The sequence below is a fragment of the uncultured Aquimonas sp. genome, from assembly GCF_937888285.1.
GTDB lineage: Bacteria > Pseudomonadota > Gammaproteobacteria > Xanthomonadales > Xanthomonadaceae > Aquimonas.
On record NZ_CALART010000016.1, the window covers coordinates 1 to 19,784 of the forward strand.

Sequence of the window (19,784 nt, forward strand, 5' to 3'; positions counted from 1 at the left end):
CGAATCCCGAATCCCGAATCCCGAATCCCGAATCCCGAATCCCGAATCCCGAATCTCCCTCAGAACCGCCAGCGCAGGTTCAACAGCCAGGCCTGCGCCCGGTAGTCGGGGCTCTCATCGCCCAGCAGAATGACGTTGGCCAAGGTGTTCGGCGCGCTGCCGTCCTCGGCGAAATCGGCGCCGTCGAAGCGTTCGAGGCGGTAGTGCAGGCCCATCTCCAAGCCTTCGCGCAGCACGTAGTCGAAGCCGGCGTCGATACGCAGCAAGCGGGCGCGGGTGTCGGGCAGGGGCGCACTGGTGAGCGCACTGCCGGTAGCAACCTGCAGCGCGCCCTGCGCATCGCTGAGGCTGGCATCGGCGCGCAGGCGCAGGCGCGAGCCCGGCGCGCGATGGGCGAGGCCCACGCCCAGGCTGTCGACCGTGTCCGCGTGTTCCACCGCCCAGTTGCGGTTCGGATCATTGGCCTGCGGCAGGCGGTTGGCGCCGCCCTGGAAGGCCCGCCCGCGCTGCGCGGCATCCAGCCATTCGCGGCCGGCGAAGGCATTCAGCCAAAGGTTCTGCGTGAGCCCCTGCGCGAGATCCAGCTGCACATGGCGGATGCGGCTATCGGTCAGGCCGAACTCCGAGGCGCGGTAGTCGTCGCGCACCTCGCCGAAGTTGAAGTTCCAGCGGCTGCGCTCGCTGGCCGCGAAGCTTGCGAAGCCGCTGATCTGGTGCCGACGGCGATCGGCCAGAGGGTACTGGCGCAGGCCGGGCAGGTTCTCGAAGGTGCCGGGCACGGTGGCGATGTACTCGGGGCTGTGGCTCTCGACGAAGTCGCGGCTACCGAGATAGGTCGAGCCCTCGCGGTCCGCGCCGCCGAGCTTGAAACCGTAGTCGAAGCGCTCGCCCACGCGATGCCGCAGCTTGAGCAGAAGACGCTGCTCCCGATTGTCGCTGCGCGCCGAGGCCGTCCGCTCGATGGCCTGGTGGGCGAGTTCGGCGTCGATGCCGAAGCGCCGATCCGGATGCCAGCCCGCACCCAGCGCATACAGGCTGTCGCGATAGCCGGGGGCGACGTTGAAGCGCCGGCGCGCGCTGCTGGCGGCGGCGTTCTGCAGCTCCGAGTCACCGCTGATGTAGACGTACTCGTCGACCGGCGTGCGGTTGTCGCGGTCGTCGATGCGCAGGCGCGCATCCCAGCGCAGCGCGCTGTCCGAGCGCTGGGCGAGGCGCAGGCTCAGCAGTCGAGTGTCGACCCGGCCATCCAGATCTGGCCGCGGCAGCGGCACCGACAGCGCGGCGAGCAGCGCCGGCACCGCGCTGTAGTCGAGATAGGCCTGGTTCTGACGCATCTGCCCGAAAGCGACATCGGCATTGAGACGCAGGCTGGAGGTCAGCGCATAGCCGGCCGCCAGGCTCAGCTGATGGAAGCGGTTGTCGGGCGCGGGCTGGGCGCGGTTCTGCGCGGGTGAGCCGGTGCCTGCCGCCCAGCCGGAAACCTGGGCGAAGGGCGTCTGCCAGCTGAGCGCATCGATCGAATTGTCGAAGTGCGAGAGATAGAAGCTGGTGCGCAGCTGCAGGCGCGGGCCGGCATGCAGCAGGCCAAGATCGGCCGTGCGGGTGCGCTGGTCGAGCGGGGCGGCGAGCAGGATCGCCCGCGCATTGCCGCCGCCGTTGCCAGTCACGGCGGCGAAGCGGCGCAGGCCCGATTGCTGGCTTTCGCGATAGCGCGCATCCAGCTGCAGGTGCGGGCCCAGCATCGAGCGACCGCGCAGCTCGGCCTGGCCGCGTCGACGCTCCAGTTCAACGGGCACCAGCGAGGGCAGCAGCTCGCGCATGGCCGCGGTGGTCGCGCCGGGCACCCAGCCTTGAGGCAGGGTGAAGCCGCCGCGGCCGTCGCTGCGCATCGGCGTCAGCACGCGGGTCACGCCGCTGGACAGGCGTTCGCCCTCGGCCTCGATGCGCCAGCGGCCGGCTTCGCCAAGGCCGAGCGAGATGCTCGGCTGCGGACCGCCGGCATCGCGCACTTCCGCGCGCCAGAAGCGCGCGGAGTCCGGCGCCAGCGGTTTGCACAGCAGCAGATCCAGCAGACCCAGCGCGCCTTCCTCCTGCGCGCGGCCGGCGAGCGAGCCGCGGCGGAAGGGATCGGCGCTCGGCAGGGCCGCGCTGAGCACCAGACTGCGGCAGCCGCTATCGACCGGCAGCCAGGCGGGGGGCGGAGCGTTCGTCGTCTGCGCCCGGGTAGGGCCTGCAACGCACAGCGTGGTAGCGACAGCGAACGGGAGGGCGATGAACGTGCGAGTCATGAACGTTCCCCTATCGAGTGGCGCCGACGCCGGAGGGATGGTTGCTGCCGTGCACCTGCTGGTGGCAGTTGAGGCAGTCCTGGCCCATCAGCGAGGTCGAGCCCGAGGGCAGGCTGCTGCCCGAGAGTCCGGTGCCCGACAGCGCGGTGCTCGGATGGAACTGGGCCAGATGGCACTGCTGGCAGAGGAAGGGCGTGCGCTGCTTCAGCAGGGCCGTGTGCGAACTGCCGTGCGGAGTGTGGCAGCTCATGCAGTCTTCGGCGGCTGGCGGATGCTCCCAAAGAAACGGACCGCGCATCTCGGCATGGCATTCGTGGCAGGTCTCGTTGAGCGTGCTGCGCGTCAGCGCGCCCGGCGTGGCGCTGCCGTGCGGGGCGTGGCAGTCGCTGCACTGCATGCGGCCCATGTCCAGCGGATGCGCCGAGACCTTCATGAACTCCGCATGCTCCTTGCGATGGCAGCTGGCGCAGTGCTCGACCTCGGTATCGGCGCTCAGCATGGGGTCGTCGAGCGTGTGCAGCTGGTGGCAGTCGACGCAGGCCAGCCCGGCATCGGCGTGCGCGCTGCCGGTCCAGTGCATCGCGCTGCCGCGGTGGCAGTCGAGGCAGACCGCATCGCCGGCGCCGCCGCCTTCGCCGCGGGCAAAGCGCACGTCGGCAGCAGCGCGCGGCTCGCCGCGCGGCGGGCGGCGCATATGCGCTTCGCTGGCACCGTGGCAGCTGGCACAGCCGTCTTCGGCGAAGCGGTTGCGCGGATCCGACAGCACCGCATGCGGGCCGTGCAGCACGGCATTGAGCTGCGGATGATCGTGGCAGGCGAGGCAGGTGTCGGCGGCTTCGGGCAGCTGGGCATGCGCGGGCTGCATGTACAGCTCACTGACCCACAGCAGCAGGGCACAGACGACCGGAAGCAGTGGGCGCAGCTGCGCCAGACTCGAATGCATGAAGGCGCCCCCGCGCTGGACAATGTCCGAGAGTCTAGACAGGAAGCTCAGGTCCGGGTTTGATCAGGATCGGGTATGCATGTCGCCAAGCGGGCATGCTCACCCGCTGTGATCGCCCGGAGCCCCGCATGAGCCCTCCCAGCCCTTCGAAGCCCCTGCCGCAGCGTGCCGCCTTCTGGCTGGGCATCTATGTGCTGCTGGTGGTCGCGCCGCTCGCACTGCTGCTGCTGGGCGAGCGGCCGCGGCCCGGCGGCTTCTGGTGGGATTTCGCACTGGCCCTGGGCTATGCCGCGCTGGCGATGATGGGCCTGCAGTTCGCGCTGACCGCGCGTTTCAAGCGCGCGACCGCGCCCTTCGGCATCGACCTCATCTATTACTTCCACCGCTACCTGGCCTCGATCGCCACGGCGCTGCTGGTGGTGCATGCGCTGATCCTGCTGCTGCGCTTTCCGGCGGCGGTGGGCGGCATCGATTTCCTCAGTGCACCCATCCACATGAGCGCCGGCTGGGTGGCACTGTTCGCTTTTCTCGCGCTGGTGGCGAGTTCGCTGTGGCGCAAGCGGCTGCGGCTGGAGTACGACCGCTGGCGCCGCGTGCACGTGGTGCTGGCGGTGATCGGCCTGGTCGCCGCCTTCGTCCACGTGCTGGGCTCGGCCAGCTATCTGGAAACGCCCTGGAAGTACGCGCTGTGGGCGGGGCTCGGCGCGTTCTGGCTGGGCCTGGTCCTGTGGGTGCGGGGCCTGCGTCCGCTGGCCTTGATCCGGCGACCCTGGAAAGTGGTCGAGGTGCGGCCGGAGCGCGGCCGCAGCTGGACCGTGGCGGTGGCGCCGGAGGACGGGCGTGGCTTCGAGTATCGCGCGGGCCAGTTCGCCTGGCTGAGCCTGCGCGCCTCGCCCTTCGGCATGCGCGAGCATCCCTTCTCGATCGCTTCCAGCCCCAGCCGGCCCGGCCGGCTGGAGTTCACCATCAAGGAGCTGGGCGACTTCACCCGTACCATCGGCAGCCTTCAGCCCGGCGAGCGCGCCTGGGTGGATGGCCCCTACGGCAACTTCGGTGTCGAGGGCCATGAGGATGCGCCCGGGCTGGTCTTTATCGCCGGCGGCGTCGGCATCGCGCCGGTGATGAGCCTGCTGCGCTGGTTGGCGGACCAGGGCGAGCAGCGGCCCCTGTGGCTGTTCTATGGCAACCGCGATGTCGAGCGCATCGTCTTCCGCGAGGAGCTTGAAGCCCTGCAGCAGCGACTCAAGCTCAAGCTCGTGCACGTGCTGGGCGATCCGCCGGAGGACTGGCAGGGCGAACGCGGTTTCATCACCGCCGAAGTGTTGAACCGGCATCTGCCGGGCCAGCGCGATCGCCTCCACTATTTCGTCTGCGGGCCCGAGCCGATGATCCGGCTGTCCGAACGCAGCCTCGACGCACTCGGCGTGCCGCTGGCGCGCCTGCACTCCGAGATCTTCGATCTCGCCTGACTTTCCCACTTCCAACGCCATCGCCAGGAGATACACCATGCGAGAACTCTGGGCCCGCCGCCTTGCCGCCTTCACCGGCCTGATGGTCGTGCTGCTGTCCGCGGCCTTCGCCGCCGTGCAGAACCCGCCTGCGGGGGCTTCACTCGCAGCAAGCGTCGCTGCGGATGGCGCCGATGCCGCCCTGCTTGCACGCGGTCGCGAAGTGGTGCTGACCAATGACTGCCTGATGTGTCATTCGATCGCCGGGGAGGGCAGCCCGCGCAGCCCGCTGGATGGCGTCGGTTCGCGTCTGTCCGAGACCGAGATCCTGCACTTCGCGATCGCCGACGAATCCGTGCAGGACGACCTCTCTCCGCGCGCGATCAAGGCCAAGCGCGACTACGCCGAACTGCCGCAGGAAGACCTGCAGGCGATGGCGGCCTACCTCGCGTCGCTGAAGTAGCCGGAACACTCCCGGGCGGAGCTCGCCGGCGCCCGCCCGGGATGCGCCTTACTCGTCCTCGAGCTGGCTGCGCGCAAACTCGGCGTCGAGCTTCTCCATCGCGTCCCTGGGCTTCAGCTTGGCGGCGCGCTCGTAAGCCGCGGCGGCGTCGTCCTCGCGCTTGTCGCCGTAAAGCAGCATCAGGCCGTTGCCGTACTCGATGTGGGCGATCGGCGAGTCGGGCGTCAGCTCGACTGCGGTCGCGAGGTGCTTCTCGCCGAGGGCCGCCTTGGCGCCATAGGTGAGGCCGCCCAGCATGCTGCCGACCTTGTTGATGATCTCGGCGTGGTACAGGCCCAGCGCGGTGTGCGCCTCGGCGTGCCGGGGCGCGAGCTTCAGCGCGGCATCCAGACTCTCCTTGACCTTGCCGGCCAGACCTTGGGTCAGGGCCTTGGCGATCGAGATGCTCTGGCTGTAGCGGCCGATTGCGAACGCCCGGCGGAAATGGCTGTTGGCGCGCTTGGGCAGGGCCTCGGCGGCGGCCTCGGCCAGGGTCACCAGCTGCTCGTAGCGCTTGAGCTTGGCCGCGTCGGAATCCAGCAGATGGCTGCCGTGGATGCCGCCGGCCTTCACAGCCACCGAAGCGCCGAGCACGCCCAGCGATTCGCCGAGCTCGAAGGCCTGCTGGAAGTCGCCGGCGTGGAAGGCGCGCCAGGCCTCCTTCAAGGTGGTCGCAGCCTCGGCGGGATCGAGCTTGAGCTTGGCCGCCTTCGCGCTGGCGGCGACATCGGCTTCGTCCGGGTAGGGCTCGCAGTCGCCGGCGTGCAGCTTGGTCCAGGCCTTCTCAAGCTTGGCGCCCGCGTAGTCGAAGCTCTTGCCGTCGTAGGGGAACGCTGTCCAGGCTTTGCTCTTGGCCATCCGGAGTCTCCCGCTGCGCATCTCGCGCGTAGTGTGTTTGTTCTATCGCGCAAACCTAGCATGCGTTGCGGCGCCGTTGCGGTGCCGCGCGCGCCTTCCGGCGCTTCGCTCCGCCAACAGGAACCTCCCCATGAAGCAGATCAAAGCCCGTCGTGTCGCCCAGCCTGCCAAGGCCGAGTTGAACCCCCGCAACCTCGTACTCGCTGGTCTCGGCGTGGCCGCCATCGCCCGCCGCGAAGGCCGCGGCCTGCTGGCCCGCATCGAGAGCCGCAGCCGTCGCATCGCCGAGCGTGTGCAGTTGGAAGCCGGCGCCGCCAGCGGCCGCGTGGTCGAGCTGGCCGAACAGGTGCGCAGCCGCGTCGAGCAGGCCAGCCAGCCGGTCATCGCCCGCGTGCAGACGCTGCTGAAGCGCGCGCCCAAGGCCAAGCTCAAGACCGCTACCAAGCGCGCTCAGGCTCGCCGCGCCGCCGCCAAGCCGGTCGCGAAGAAGCGTACGCGCCGCAGCGCCTGATCGCGCCTCGCCGCCGCCCACAACAACAAGGCCCGCTCGCGCGGGCCTTGTTGCTTTCGGTGTGCCTGCACCGAATCTGCAAAGCCATTGCGCCGCAAGTCCCAGCCTTTCGGAAGGTCAGGGCATTGGCAGAGGGCCAAACACCGCCGGCTCTTACCAATCCCGAATCCCGAATCGCCAATCCCGGCTTCTCACCTATACGCCGCCAGCAGGTGATGCAGGTGGACGCGCTCGGCGTCACGCAGGAAGGGGGCGATCAGCATCAGCACCTGGTGGATGCCGCGGTTGATGCTCTCACGCTCGTCCTGCTCGCCGCGGACGGCGCTGAAGTTCAGCCAGAAGGTGGAGATCAGCAGGATGTTGGTCGAGGTGGCTTGCACCTCGTCGGCGCTGGCGCGCATCACCTCCGCGCGCACCAGGCCCTGCATGATGCGGATGGCGTTCTCGCCGGCGCGCTTGAAGATGCGCGCGAAGTGCATCCGCAGCTTGCGGTTGCGGCTGGTGATGTCGACGAGGTCGCGATAGACGAAGCGGAAATCCCAGATGCACTCGAACACCGCGTGCAGCTGCAGCCAGATATCCTCCAGCGTCGGCAGGCGGTCGTCGGGTGCCGCCAGCGCGCTGTCCATGCGCGTCTCGAAGCGCGCGAACAGCTGCTCGATGATGTCGTCCTTGTTGCGGAAGTGGTAGTACAGGTTGCCGGGGCTGATCTCCAGCTCGTCGGCGATGTGATTGGTGCTGACATTGGGCTCGCCGCGCGCATTGAAAAGCGCGAGGCTGGCCTCGAGGATGCGCTCGCGGGTGTCCTTGGCCATGGTCTCGCGCGGTCCGCGCGATCAGCCCGTGAGCTTCTTGACGAGGGCGATGTACTTCTCCATCGCAGCCTCCTGCGAAGTGCCGGCCAGCTTCGCCCAGGCCTCGTACTTGGCGGTGCCGACGAAGTCGAAGAAGCCCGGCTTGGGGCCGCTGACATCGCCTTCTGCGCCCTGCTTGTAGAGCGCGTACAGCTGCAGCAGGGTGTCGTTGTCGGGGCGGTCCGGCAGCGATTTCACGGCCACGGACGCAGCTTCGAAGCGGCTCTTCAGGTCACTCATGGATTCCCCCGGGGGCGACTGGCTGGCAGCGCGACGCGCTGAAGGCCGCGTTGATAGCACGCGTGCGAAACAGGGGTCAAACGTGGACGGCGCGCGCAGGTCCTGCGCGCGCCGTCCGTTCTGCCTCGCAGCGGTGCCGCGCGGCTGCCGGTGGCTCAGGTGCCGATGATGCCGCCGTCATTCTTGGTCACGATCACGGTCGCCGAGCGCGGCCGTGCGCCGTTGCCGTCCGGCCAGCTGCTGCCGTCCGCCGGATGCTGGATGTTCACGAACATGGTGCGCAGGTCGGGGGTGCAGACCACGCCGGTGACTTCGCAGCCCACGGGACCGACAAGGAAGCGGCGGATGTCGCCGGTGGCCGGGTCCACCGCCAGCATCTGGTTGTTGCCGAAGGGGCCGGAGTTCAGCTGGCTGCCGCTCATGTCGGTCTGGATCCACAGCAGACCGCCGTCGTCGAACCACAGGCCGTCGGGGCTGGCGTGGATCGAGTCGGCACTCAGCTTGGCCGATGCGCCGGCGGCCGGGTTCGCGCTGTCGGCTTCGGTGCCGGAGAGCATGAAGATGTCCCAGCTGAAGCGGGTCGCGGCATGGTCGTTGCCGGCCTCCTGCCAGCGCACGATGTGGCCGAAGGGGTTCGGGCCGCGCGGGTTGGAGGCATCCGCCTGCGCGGCGGTACGGCCGCTGTTGTTGGTCAGGGCGAAGTAGACCTGGCCATTGCGCGGGTCAATCGCGCCCCACTCCGGGCGGTCCATCTTGGTGGCACCCGCGACGTCGGCCGCCAGTCGGGTGTTGACCAGCACATCGGCCTGGCTGCTGAAGCTGACGCCGGCCGCCTGGGCCTTGGCCATGAAGCCGGCATCGCTGAAGTCCAGCGGCAGCCATTCGCCGCTGCCGTCGGCGTTGAACTTCGCGACGTACAGGGTGCCGCGATCAAGCGCGTTCTTCGCCACCGTCAATGGCGCGGGCAGATAGACGTCGCGGGTGACGAACTTGTAGATGTACTCGTTCTGCGAATCGTCGCCGGAGTAGAACACCATCGGTCGACCGATCACGACCGGGGCGAACACGCAGCCCTCGTGGGCGAAGCGACCCATCGCTGTGCGCTTCACCGGCATGGCGGTCGGGTCGCTGGGATCGATCTCGAGGATCCAGCCCTGCCCATTGGGTTCGTTGCGGAAGTCGGAGGCCGCAGCGCCGCTGCCGGCGGTGGCGTTGAAGCGCTCTTCTACGGTTTCCCAGCGGTAGCGGCTGGCGCTGGTCGGCACGCCGTAACGGCTCTGCTCGCGGGGGCGGGTGCCGGTGTTGACGAAATAGCCGGCCCAGTTCTCCTCGCAGGTCAGATAGGTGCCCCAGGGGGTGTAGCCGTGCGCGCAGTTGTTGATGGTGCCGCGGGTGCGGGTGCCGTCCGGGCTGTACTTGGTCACGACGAAGCTGGAGCCGCGGACCGGGCCACCGATCTCGCAGGGCGTGTTGGCGGTGATGCGGCGGTTGTACTGCGAGCCGGTCACCACGTTCCAGCTGCCGTTCGCCTGGCGGGCGATTTCCATCACGCTGACGCCGTGGGCGGCGATTTCCTTGCGCACGTCGTCCGGCAGGCGCTTGCCGTCGACCAGCACCTGGCCCTGCGGATGCAGCTCGCTCTGCTCGATGTACTCGTGGTTCATCACCAGCAGGCCGCGGCTGTTGCGCTCTTCCTGGCGGCCGCCCAGCGGGAAGTAGTGCATGCCGTCATGGTTCTGGCCGATGGTCTTTTCCTGGTCGGCGCCGGTGTTGCTGCCGTCCGCCTTGTAGGCGGGCGAATCAGGGAACAGGGCGTCGCCCCAGCGGAAGGCCGGTCGCGCGGTATAGCCGGGCGGCACGGTCACCGTGTCGAGGCGATTGACGGCGATCGGCTGGAAGCCCGGGCGCCGCGGAAGGGGCAGGGGCAGCGACTTCTCGCCCTTCAGGAAGCCCATCTGCGGCTTGCCGGCCGCCAGCACCTCCTGGCTGACGAACATCGCACCCACCGCCGCAGCAAGGCCGCCCTTGAGCAGATCGCGACGGCTGCGGCTGGCCAGCACATCGGCGAAGTGGGCGTTGCCGGAGCGATTGCTGTCCTCGAAGTCGAAGTCCTCGGGGCCGTAGGGAAGGGGGCTGGCGTCTTTCTGCATGGCGGGCTCCAGGTGCCGGGAGGGATTTCCCGAAGCGCGCAAGCATCGAAGTCCGGCATGACCAAACCGGGTCAGTTGGGTTGCAGGGCGATGAAGCCCGCATGACGGGTAGGCGCGGCCGCGTTCCGGCGCTATCTTGGCGCGCACACCATGCGGCGCCGGACGGGGGTTCGTCGGGACGCGGCAGACGATCACGAGGGAGGGACTGCAATGAGCTATTTCGTCACCGGCGCCACCGGCTTCATCGGCCGCCATCTGGTCAGCAACCTGCTGAAGCGCAAGGGCACGGTGTACGTGCTGGTGCGCAAGAGTTCGCAGGCCAAGCTCCGCGACATCGGCGAGCGCATGGGCTGGGACATGGCGCGGGTGCAGCCGGTGGTGGGCGACTTGGCGAAGCCCAGGCTTGGCGTCAGTCCGGCCCAGCTCAAGGCCCTGTCCGGCAAGGTCAAGCACTTCTTCCACCTGGCCGCGATCTACGACCTCGCCGCCAGCGCCGAGGCGCAGATCGGTCCCAACGTCGACGGCACCCGCCACGCCATCGAGTGTGCGGAAGCGATCGGCGCCAAGACCTTCCATCACACCAGCTCGATCGCCGTGGCTGGGCTCTACAGCGGCGTGTTCCGCGAGGACATGTTCGCCGAGGCGGAGAAGCTCGATCACCCGTACTTCCGCACCAAGCATGAGGCCGAGAAGGTCGTTCGCGAGCACTGCAGCATTCCCTTCCGCATCTACCGCCCGTCGATGGTCATCGGCCACTCGAAGACCGGCGAGATCGACAAGATCGACGGGCCCTACTACTTCTTCACCCTGATCAAGAAGCTGCGCAGCCTGCTTCCGCCGTGGATGCCGACCATCGGCATCGAGGGCGGGCGCATGAACATGGTGCCGGTTGACTACGTGGCCGATGCGATGGACTGCATCGCCCACAAGCCCGGCCTCGATGGCGGCTGCTTCCACCTGACCGACCCCGCGCCGCGGCGCATCGGCGAGGTGCTGAACCTGTTCGCCCGCGCTGGCCACGCGCCACAGATGAGCATGCGGCTGGACGCGCGCATGTTCAGCTTCATTCCCGCGCCGGTGCGCATGGCGCTGGGCAGTCTCGCCCCGGTCAAGCGCTTCACCGGCATGGTGTTGAAGGACCTCGGCATTCCGTCCTCGGTGCTGGGCCTGATCAACTACCCGACCCGCTTCGACTGCCGCGAGACCGAGCGTGCGCTCAAGGGCTCGGGCATCCGCGTTCCCGATCTGGAGACCTACGCGTGGCGCCTGTGGGACCACTGGGAGCGCCATCTCGACCCCGAGCTGTTCGTCGACCGCTCGCTGCGCGGGCGGGTCGAGGGCAAGGTCGTGCTGATCACCGGCGCCTCGTCCGGCATCGGCCGCTCTGCGGCCTTCAAGCTGGCGGCGGCGGGTGCGGTGACGGTCATCGTCGCGCGCGGCCAGGAGGAGCTGTTCAAGACCCGCGACGAGATCATCGCCGCCGGTGGCAACTGTCATGCCTATACCGCTGATCTCGCCGAGCTGAGCTCCTGCGACGAGCTGCTGCGCCAGGTGATGGCAGACCATGGGCGGGTGGACATCCTGGTCAACAATGCCGGCCGTTCGATCCGGCGTTCGATCGCGCTGTCCTACGACCGCTTCCACGATTTCGAGCGGACCATGCAGCTCAACTACTTCGGCTCGCTGCGCCTGATCATGGGCGTGCTGCCGGGCATGAGCGAGCGCAAGCGCGGCCAGATCATCAACATCAGTTCGATCGGTGTGCTGGCGAACTCGCCGCGCTTCTCGGCCTACGTGGCCTCGAAGGCGGCGCTGGATGCCTTCAGCCGCTGCGCGCAGGGCGAGTTCTCGGGCCACGGCATCGCCTTCACCACGATCAACATGCCGCTGGTGCGCACGCCGATGATCGCGCCGACCAAGATGTACGACTCGGTGCCGACGATCTCGCCGGACGAGGCCGCCGACCTGATCGTGCAGGCGGTGATCGAACGCCCGGCGCGCATCGCAACAAGGCTCGGCATCTTCTCGGCGGTGCTGAACGCGATCGCCCCCAAGGCCTACGAGGTGGTGATGAACACCGCCTTCCAGCTGTTCCCCGATTCGGCGGCAGCCCAGGGCCAGAAGGGCGGCGAAGTCCAGGCTTCGTCCGAGCAGATCGCGTTCGCGGCGCTGATGCGCGGCGTTCACTGGTGATCGCGTGGCGGGGCCGCGCGGTTTGCCCGCGCGGTACCGGCCCGCGGCGCCTGCCTGTGCGCCGCCTCGGAGACTTGCGTCGCTGCGGCTGACGTCGAGGCGCAGGCCAGGACGCGGGCAAAAAAAACCCGCCGGCCCGGTGGCTGCAGGGGAGGGATCTGCAGCAGCACTTCGTGGGCGGCGGGTTCTACCAAGCGTCGTCCGGCAGGCCGGAAGACGCGCGCCCCGATGCGGGGCGCAAGTGGAAGCGGTTATTCGCTGGTGGCGGGCGCGTCGCTGGCGTCGACCTTCGGCGCTGCCTTGGCCTTCGGCTTGACGGCCTTCGCCGGCTTGGCGGTGGCGCTGGCCGCGGGCTTGGCCTTGCGGGCGGTGGCGGCCTTGGCGGCGGGCTTCTTCGCCGGGCTCGCCTTGGCGGCGGGCTTGGCAGCCGGCTTGGGGCTGGCCTTCGGCGCGGCGCCCAGCTTCTTGAGTTCCTGGGTCAGTGCGTCGACGCGCTTGGAGAGGTGGCCAAGATCCTCATGGCCCGGCACGCCGAGACGATTCAGTGCGCGCTGCACGCGCTCTTCGAAGATCTTCTCGAGCTTGTCCCAGGTGTCGGTGGCGCGGTCGCGCACCTGCTCGACGCGGTTCTCGACGGCATCGCGCACGGCGTCGACGCGGCCGGTCGCCAGCTTGCGAGTCTTCTGTTCGATGCTCGAACCTTCCTTGACCAGGTTCTCGAACAGGCGCGAGCCTTCTTCCTGGGCCCGGTTGAAGGCGCCCATGCCGGCCAGCCAGATGCCCTGGGCGGATTCCATGATCGAACGCGACAGCGTTTCGGCCTTGCCGCCGAGCGCAGCCACGGGCGACTTCGGCGCTGACTTCTTCGACGCCGGCTTCGCGGCCTTGGCGGCGGGCTTCGCGGGCGCCTTGGCGGCGGCTTTCTTGAACTTGGCCATGGTGGAATCCTCGGAGGGCGAGCGGGTCGATGAGCCGGCATGCTGCCGGTCCTGCCTAGAATAATCACACTATGGCCACGGCCCGCCGCTCGCTCAGCGTCGACGTCCCTTGCGCGGCGACTCGCTGCGCGCCTCGATCAGCTCTTCGATGTCGTCGAGTGCGCGCGACAGGCGCGCCGTCGTGCCGGTGTGGGGTCGATAGGCGCGACGGACGCCGTCCATCAGCGAGGGCTCGGGCGCGTCCAGCAGCTCGTCGCGCAGGCGCAGGCCCAGACGGGTCAGGATCGGCTTCAGCGCTTCGCGCTGGCGGCCCAGGTCGCGCAGCGTCACCCGGTAGGCGTGCTCGCAGACGCGCTGGCGCGAGGAATAGCTGAAGGCGTTGGTGAAGAACACCTCGGCGTCGTCATGGTTTGGCTCGAAGATCAGCTGGTCGCTGTGCGCGTACTGCTGCGCGTACTTGGCGAGGCCCACCTGCATGCGCGACTGCAGCAGGGTGCGGAAGGTCTGCGACAGCACCATCGGCAGTCCGCCCTCGGTGACCGAAGAAAGGCGCTCGCCGTCAGTGCCGCGCGCGGAGTGCCCGTCGTACGGCACCAGGGGATTGAGGCCGATGAACAGGTCGATGTCCTCGTCGAGCGCGACCGAACCATGCATGGTGCGGCGCAGGGCACCGTCGACCAGGTGGCGACCGTGCAGCTGCACTGGCGGGTACAGGCCGGGCAGGGCGGAGCTGGCCTGCACGGCGACCGAGATCGGCACGTCGTCCCAGCCGCTGGCGCCGAAGCGCACCGTTTCGCCGCTGTCGAGATCGACCGCGATCACGCGCAGCTTGCGCTTGAGCTCGCGGAAGTCGTTGCTGCGCCCGCGCCGGGTGAAGGCCTCGCGCAGGAACAGCTCGATGCCGCTGTTGTCGAACAGGCCGTTCGGGATCAGGCCGCCGAAGCGGCCCAGCAGATCGCCAATGCCGACCTCGCCGGGATGGCTCAGCGCGTTGCGCCAGAAGTCCAGCAGGAGTCGCGGCAGGCCGACCACGCGGCGCGCGTACTCGAAGACCGCAGGGCGCAGGAAGGTCTCGGGCCGGAAACGCACGTCGCCGCTGTCGCCGGTCAGGAAGATCCGGCACATGGTGGCGGTGTCCATGCGATTGGCCAGCGACGCGGCCAGGAAGGCCCCCGAGCTGACGCCCACGTAGATCTCCAGCCGTGTCAGGTCCAGGCCTTCGATCGCATCGTCGAGCGCGCGCAGTGCGCCCAGTTCATACATGCCACCGATCGGTCCTCCGCCGGCGACGGCGAGGCCGATCCGCGGCTTGCGGCGAAGAGGGGCGGTGGCGGCCTGGATCGAGAGCATGCGCTAGGGTATGGCGGTAGGGTCCCCGAGTGTAGTCGCAGCCGCCCCTTTTCGCGGCTGCCTGCCGACCCACTACGTGCCCGAACTGCGACCATCGTCGAATGCGAACCGACCATCCTCTAGCGCTGAGACTCGCCCGGCTGATCCAGGCCAACCAGCGCCTGCGCGATGCGCAGGCCGCGCCCGCCAATGCCTCGCCCTGGCTGCCCCTGCTGCAGCGCTGGCAGGCCAAGCGCCTCGAGGCGAGCTTCCGGAATTTCCTCGAACGTCCTGACACCCGCCCAGCGGCCGGGTTCTTCCTCTCCGACCTCTATGGGGACCACGACGTCAGCGCGCGTGACGCCGGCGTGGCGCGGATCGTGCCGCGCCTGCTGCGACTGCTGCCCGAAGAATTCATCCTGACCGCGGCGGATGCCATCGAGCTTGGCGCGCTCAGCCATGCGCTCGACCTGCGCATGGTCGAGCGCCTGATCCGGCGCTGCGGCGGCGATGCCCGGGAGATCGACGCCGCGACCTACGCCCAGGCCTATCGCGACTGTGGCCTGCCGCGCCTGCGACGCCGGCAGATCGACCTGATCATCGAGGTCGGGCATGCGCTGGATGCGGCGGTCCGGCACCCCATGCTGGGCCGCGTGCTCAAGCTCTCCCGCGTGCCGGCACGCATGGCGGGGCTGTGGGAGCTGCAGCAGTTCCTGGAGCGCGGCTTTGCCGCCTTCGCGCGCCTCGGAGGCGCCGGCGAGTTCCTGACGACGATCGAGCGGCAGGAGCGCGAGGTCAGTCGGCGGCTGTTTGCAGGTCATCCCAGGCCGTTTGCCTGAACGAAGGGCGGGGGCAGCTGATACGCGAGAGGCCGGCATCGCGTTCTTCGGGGCATGTCCATCCTCCGCAGGTTCCCGATGTCCGCTGCCGCTTCGCTCCGCTGCTCCCTTCTTGCCTGTCTGCTCGCTGCCGCCGCCGTTGCACCCGATGCCAGCGCCGACGTGCTGGCAGGCCGCTTCAGCACGCTGGAATCGACCAATACGGTGTCCCGCTTCACGGCCGCCCAGAGCGGCGACGTCGCGCCGGTCGCGGTGCTGGGCGGGCCCGCGACCACGCTCAACGGCGCGGGCTCCCTGTTCCACGACGCGCCGATGCGCGAGCTGTGGATCAGCGATTTCGAGGGGCAGCAGATCGCCATCTTCGATGTCGACGCCGCGGGTGCCACGGCGCCCAAACGCCGTTTCAGCAGCCCCTTGATGGGGCAGCCGCGTTCCGCGCGGATCATGGCGAACCGCAGCGAAGTCGCAGTGATCTCCATCAACTGCTGCATCTCCTTCTTCGATGCACAGGCGAGCGGCAGCGTCAGCCCGCTGCGGCGGATCGCCTGGGGAGGCGTCAGCGGCTCGCAGACCCAGCTGAACAATCCCTCGGGCTTCGATTACGCGCCCAGCCGCGATCGCCTGTTTGTCGGTGACTACCGCGCGGAGGGCAGCGCATTTGTCGGGCGCGTGCTGCGCTTCAACCGCACGGCCGAGACCAATGCGGCCCCGCATTCGATCCTGGAGGGGCCGCAGACCCTGCTGGGCAGCTACGTGCCGGCGATCGTGGTCGACGAGGTGGCGGGCGAGATGTTCGTGCTGACCCCGGATGCCGCGACCGGCGCGGGGGCCATGGCCATCCTGGTGTTCGGCGTTGATGACGCAGGCAATGTGGCGCCGCGGCGGCGCATCGCCGGCCCGTCCACGGGGCTGGTCAATGCGCTCGCCATGGTCCTGGACCAGGCGCGGGGCGAGCTGGTCGTTGCCAGCGGAGCCTTTGGCGCCACGCCGGCGCTGCGTGTGTTTCCGCGCAATGGCGACGGCAATCTCGCGCCGCTGCGCAGCATCTCGGGCGCAGCGACCGGCGTGACGGGCTCGTCGGGCTGGTACTCGCTCGCGGTCGTGCCCGCGCGCGAGCGCATCTTCTCGAGCGGCTTCGAATTGCCCTGAGCGTGGTGTCCGGTACGGGGCCTCAAGCCCGCCGGATGCCGCGTGCGCCGTCCTCGACCACGTAGTGACCGACGGTGCGCACCGCGCTGGCGCGCTGCTTCACCGTCTCCGGTGAGCGCAGACGCACTTCGGCGTGGCGGCCGATTTCGACCAGCGCATAGCCGCGCTCGTCGCTGTTCAGATGCAGCAGCTGCGGGTTGTCCGCGCGCAGCGGCTCGTAGCTGGACTGTGGCCAGCCCTGCGCGGACATCGAGGTGCCGCAGACCTCCGCCGCGACAGTGCGTGCATCGCCCCAGGGATCGGCCTGCACGTTGGCAACCACATTGGCGTGGAGATCGCCGCCGATCACCAGCGGATTCGACAGGCCCGGCCGCGCCAGCGCCTCGATCAGGGCGCGCTGGCTGCGCGGATAGCCGTCCCAGCCGTCCGTCCAGACGGTGCGCCCGGTACCGGCCTGGTTGTCCATCGGCGTCAGCAGGGTCTGCTGGGCGATCAGGTTCCAGCGTGTGTCGGAAGATTCAAGCTCGCGGAGCAGCCATGCCTCCTGCTCGCGGCCCAGCATCGTCCGCTGCGGATCGTCCAGCGCCGCACAGTCCGCTGCATCGAGCGTGACCGAGCCGCCGCGCTTGAACGGATCCGGGCAGGCCATGGCGCTGCGGTACTGGCGGTCATCGAGCACGAAGAAGCGCGCCAGCCGGCCGTAGTCGACGCGCGTGTGGATGGGCATCGAGCCGTCGAGGCGCGGACGCATCCGGCGCGGCAGCGGCATGTGCTCGTAGTAGGCCTGGTAGGCGGCGGCGCGGCGCAGCAGGAAGCGCGGGTCGGCATGCTCGCTCTCGTCGGCGGCGGGGTCGTTGTCGACCTCGTGGTCGTCCCAGGTCAACAGCCAGGGCAGGGCGGCGTGGGCGTCCTGCAGATCGGGGTCGGTCTTGTACTGGGCATGGCGCACGCGGTACTCGTCCAGCGTGTAGGGTTCGCCGCCCATGTGCCGGCGCACGAGATCGTCGCCCCAGCTGTTCTCGTAGATGTAGTCGCCGAGAAACACCATCAGATCCGGCGCATCGCGCAGCAGCTCGGCGTAGCCGTTGAAATGGCCCTGCTCGAAGTGCTGGCAGGACGAGAACGCGAACCTCAGCGTCCGCGGCATCGCATCCAGGGCCGGTGCGGTGCGCGTGCGCCCGCTGCGGCTGACGGCATGACCGGCGATGAAGCGGTAGAAGTAGGCCCGATCCGGGCGCAGCCCGGTGACGTCGACGTGCACGCTGTAGGCCAGCTCATGCACGGCGCGCACGCGGCCTTCGGCCACCACCTTGCCGAAGGCCTCGTCCTCGGCGACCTGCCACTGCACCGCGATCAATGCGTCGCGCTCGATGCCGCCGTCGGCCTGCAGCGGCGCCGGCGCCAGTCGCGTCCACAGGCTGAAGCCGTCGGGCGTGGGATAGCCCGACGCGACACCGAGCTGGAATGGATCGGCAACGAAGCGCGGCGCCTGCTGGGCGCGCGTCGCACCCGGCCCGAACAGACCGAGCAGGCCCAGCCCGGCCGCGGCCGAGAGGAGTTCGCGACGGCTGAGGCGGCCGGACCGGAGCAGGGCGTCGAGACGGGCGGAGCGGTTCGAGTGTGGCATGGCGGGCAGTCGGGGCGGCGAGCGATCAGCCTAGCCTGCCAAAGGCCGATGACGGGGGATAGCGTCAGCGCTGCGGTTTGCATTGACGCTCGCATGGGCGATCTGCACCATCGCCCAACGGGAAGGGAGAGGCAGATGCCGAACACAGCTGCGAAGACAGCGCGCGGTACGCCCAAGCGCGAGGCCATGTCGAAGGTCGACACCGCCTGGCTGCGCATGGAGCGGCCGACCAATCTGATGATGATCACCGGCGTGCTCATGTTCTCCGAGCGCCTGGAGCTCGCCGCGCTGAAGAAGCTGATCGGCGAGCGCTTCCTCGCCTTTCCGCGCTTCCGCCAGAAGGCCGTCGACACCGCGACCGGTGCGCACTGGGAAGACGATGCCGACTTCGACCTCGACTGGCATGTGCGCCTGACGGCCCTGCCGGGTCGCGCCGACAAGGCCGCGCTGGAGAATCTGGTCAGCCAGCTGGCATCGACCGCGCTCGATCATTCCAAGCCGCTCTGGCAGTTCCATCTGGTCGAGACCTACGGCAGCGGCAGTGCGCTGATCTCGCGTATCCATCACTGCTATGCCGACGGCATCGCCCTGGTGCAGGTGCTGCTGTCGCTGACCGACGTCAGCCGCGAGCCAAAGCCTGGCGCCGACCTGCCGCGCGCCTGGCTGAAGGACGACGGTCACAAGGTCACCAAGCGTTTCTTTGATCCCGCCTTCCAGCAGTTCGACCGCGCCATGAAAATGGGCGGCAAGGTGATGGAGAAGAGCCTGGAGATGTACCGCGATCCGGGCCTCGCCGCGGTGCTGGCCAAGGAGGGCGGTGAGATCGCCCGCGAGCTCGGCCATGTGCTGATGCTGCCCGATGACCCCGAGACGCCGCTCAAGGCCGGGCTCGGCGTGAGCAAGCGCTGCGCCTGGGCCGAGCCGCTGCCGCTGCAGGAGGTCAAGACCATCGCTCGTGCGCTGGGCTGCACCGTCAACGACGTGCTGCTGGCGGCCGTCGCCGGCGCGCTGCGCGCCTATCTGCTGGAGAGTGGCTTCGATCCGAACGGCTGCGGCATCCGCGCCACCGTGCCGGTGAACCTGCGGCCGCTGGAGCACGCCAAGAAGCTCGGCAACCACTTCGGCCTGGTCTTCCTCGACCTGCCGATCCACGAGTCGAACCCGCTGCGCCGGCTGCAGCATGTCGCCGACAACATGCGCGAGATCAAGTCCTCGCGGCAGGCGATCATGACCTTCGGCGTGCTGGCTGCACTCGGCATGGCACCGCCGGCGGTGCAGAAGCTTGCGCTGGAGCTGTTCAGCAAGAAAGGCACGGCGGTGGCGACCAATGTGCCGGGGCCGCAGATGCCGCTGTACATGGCGGGCGCGGAAGTTTGCGACATGATGTTCTGGGTGCCGCAGACCGGCAGCATCGGTGTCGGCATCAGCATCCTCAGCTACAACGACCGCGTGCACTTCGGCCTGATCAGCGACGCCAAGTGCATCGCCCGACCGCAGGAGGTCATCGACCGCTTCGCGCCGGAGTTCGAAAAGATGCTGCTCGCGACCCTGCTCGAAGACTGGACCGCACCGATCCGTCCCGAGGACGCCGAAGACACCCTGCGCCGCTGCCTGCAGTCGCCCGAGAGCTTCACCCGTGCGGCGCCTGCCAAGGCCAGCAAGACGCCGCGCCGCAGGAAGAAGCTCCCGGGCGCCTGAGCGAGTTCGCGGGAAGTCCATGCATAGGGTGGGCCCTGGCCCACCATGAGCCACGTGCTCGCTTCGGTCACGATGCCCTTAGGCCCGACACCTCGCACGCGTACCCACGCCGCGGCAACGTCGACGTCCCGGTGGGCCAGGGCCCACCCTATGACATGGTCACGCCCTCGCCGCGGTCATGATGTGCTTGGGCCTGGCACCTCGCGTGCGTACCCGA

General features: G+C 68.9%; 16 protein-coding genes. 7 read left to right on the forward strand and 9 right to left on the reverse strand.

From position 1 onward, the window contains the following. Positions 1 to 59: 59 nt before the first annotated feature. On the reverse strand, positions 60 to 2,288 hold the full coding sequence (locus tag Q0654_RS05495; RefSeq protein WP_298851332.1) for an MtrB/PioB family decaheme-associated outer membrane protein: 2,229 nt from the start codon (positions 2,286 to 2,288) through the stop codon (positions 60 to 62). A gap of 10 nt (positions 2,289 to 2,298) precedes the next feature. Further along, the gene (locus tag Q0654_RS05500) at positions 2,299 to 3,231 is read right to left on the reverse strand and encodes a DmsE family decaheme c-type cytochrome (protein WP_298851334.1); all 933 of its coding nucleotides are present in this window, start codon (positions 3,229 to 3,231) and stop codon (positions 2,299 to 2,301) included. 128 nt (positions 3,232 to 3,359) lie between these two features. On the opposite strand from Q0654_RS05500, the gene Q0654_RS05505 reads away from it, so the two are divergent. After that, positions 3,360 to 4,700, forward strand: a complete 1,341-nt coding sequence (locus tag Q0654_RS05505; protein ID WP_298851336.1) for a ferric reductase-like transmembrane domain-containing protein — start codon at positions 3,360 to 3,362, stop codon at positions 4,698 to 4,700. A gap of 37 nt (positions 4,701 to 4,737) precedes the next feature. Then, positions 4,738 to 5,142 carry a cytochrome c gene (locus Q0654_RS05510; RefSeq protein ID WP_298851338.1) on the forward strand — a complete coding sequence of 135 codons (405 nt, stop codon included), beginning with the start codon at positions 4,738 to 4,740 and terminating at the stop codon, positions 5,140 to 5,142. A 48-nt stretch (positions 5,143 to 5,190) separates the two neighbouring features. Here Q0654_RS05510 and Q0654_RS05515 read toward each other — a convergent pair whose 3' ends face one another. Next, on the reverse strand, positions 5,191 to 6,039 hold the full coding sequence (locus tag Q0654_RS05515; protein ID WP_298851340.1) for a hypothetical protein: 849 nt from the start codon (positions 6,037 to 6,039) through the stop codon (positions 5,191 to 5,193). Positions 6,040 to 6,169: 130 nt separating this feature from the next. On the opposite strand from Q0654_RS05515, the gene Q0654_RS05520 reads away from it, so the two are divergent. Continuing rightward, on the forward strand, positions 6,170 to 6,550 hold the full coding sequence (locus Q0654_RS05520; RefSeq protein ID WP_298851342.1) for a DUF1380 family protein: 381 nt from the start codon (positions 6,170 to 6,172) through the stop codon (positions 6,548 to 6,550). A gap of 191 nt (positions 6,551 to 6,741) precedes the next feature. Here Q0654_RS05520 and Q0654_RS05525 read toward each other — a convergent pair whose 3' ends face one another. The 3 genes from Q0654_RS05525 to Q0654_RS05535 form a co-directional block, all read right to left on the reverse strand. Continuing rightward, entirely contained in the window at positions 6,742 to 7,365 is a 624-nt protein-coding gene (locus Q0654_RS05525; RefSeq protein WP_298851344.1) for a TetR/AcrR family transcriptional regulator, read from the reverse strand. A 21-nt stretch (positions 7,366 to 7,386) separates the two neighbouring features. Beyond that, entirely contained in the window at positions 7,387 to 7,644 is a 258-nt protein-coding gene (locus tag Q0654_RS05530; protein WP_298851346.1) for an acyl-CoA-binding protein, read from the reverse strand. Between the two features lie 155 nt (positions 7,645 to 7,799). Beyond that, a complete protein-coding gene (locus Q0654_RS05535; protein ID WP_298851348.1) occupies positions 7,800 to 9,794 on the reverse strand; it encodes a PhoX family phosphatase in 1,995 nt (664 codons plus the stop codon). A gap of 210 nt (positions 9,795 to 10,004) precedes the next feature. Here Q0654_RS05535 and Q0654_RS05540 point away from each other — a divergent pair, with 210 nt between their 5' ends. Next, positions 10,005 to 11,987 (forward strand): SDR family oxidoreductase, encoded by a 1,983-nt coding sequence (locus tag Q0654_RS05540; protein WP_298851350.1) that lies wholly within the window; start codon positions 10,005 to 10,007, stop codon positions 11,985 to 11,987. 251 nt (positions 11,988 to 12,238) lie between these two features. On the opposite strand, the gene Q0654_RS05545 is transcribed toward Q0654_RS05540, so the two are convergent. Both Q0654_RS05545 and Q0654_RS05550 read right to left on the reverse strand, forming a co-directional pair. Next, a complete protein-coding gene (locus Q0654_RS05545; protein ID WP_298851353.1) occupies positions 12,239 to 12,925 on the reverse strand; it encodes a phasin family protein in 687 nt (228 codons plus the stop codon). A 93-nt stretch (positions 12,926 to 13,018) separates the two neighbouring features. Then, entirely contained in the window at positions 13,019 to 14,275 is a 1,257-nt protein-coding gene (locus Q0654_RS05550) for a patatin-like phospholipase family protein (protein ID WP_298851355.1), read from the reverse strand. Between the two features lie 101 nt (positions 14,276 to 14,376). On the opposite strand from Q0654_RS05550, the gene Q0654_RS05555 reads away from it, so the two are divergent. Next, positions 14,377 to 15,093, forward strand: coding sequence for a hypothetical protein (locus Q0654_RS05555; RefSeq protein ID WP_298851356.1), 717 nt, complete (start codon positions 14,377 to 14,379; stop codon positions 15,091 to 15,093). Between the two features lie 78 nt (positions 15,094 to 15,171). After that, positions 15,172 to 16,242 (forward strand): hypothetical protein, encoded by a 1,071-nt coding sequence (locus Q0654_RS05560; RefSeq protein ID WP_298851357.1) that lies wholly within the window; start codon positions 15,172 to 15,174, stop codon positions 16,240 to 16,242. 22 nt (positions 16,243 to 16,264) lie between these two features. Here Q0654_RS05560 and Q0654_RS05565 read toward each other — a convergent pair whose 3' ends face one another. Beyond that, a complete protein-coding gene (locus Q0654_RS05565; RefSeq protein WP_298851360.1) occupies positions 16,265 to 17,869 on the reverse strand; it encodes an alkaline phosphatase D family protein in 1,605 nt (534 codons plus the stop codon). A 135-nt stretch (positions 17,870 to 18,004) separates the two neighbouring features. Between Q0654_RS05565 and Q0654_RS05570 the strand changes: the two genes are divergently transcribed. After that, complete coding sequence (locus Q0654_RS05570; protein WP_298851362.1) at positions 18,005 to 19,567, forward strand: wax ester/triacylglycerol synthase family O-acyltransferase; 1,563 nt, start codon at positions 18,005 to 18,007, stop codon at positions 19,565 to 19,567. The last annotated feature ends 217 nt before the right edge of the window (positions 19,568 to 19,784 follow it).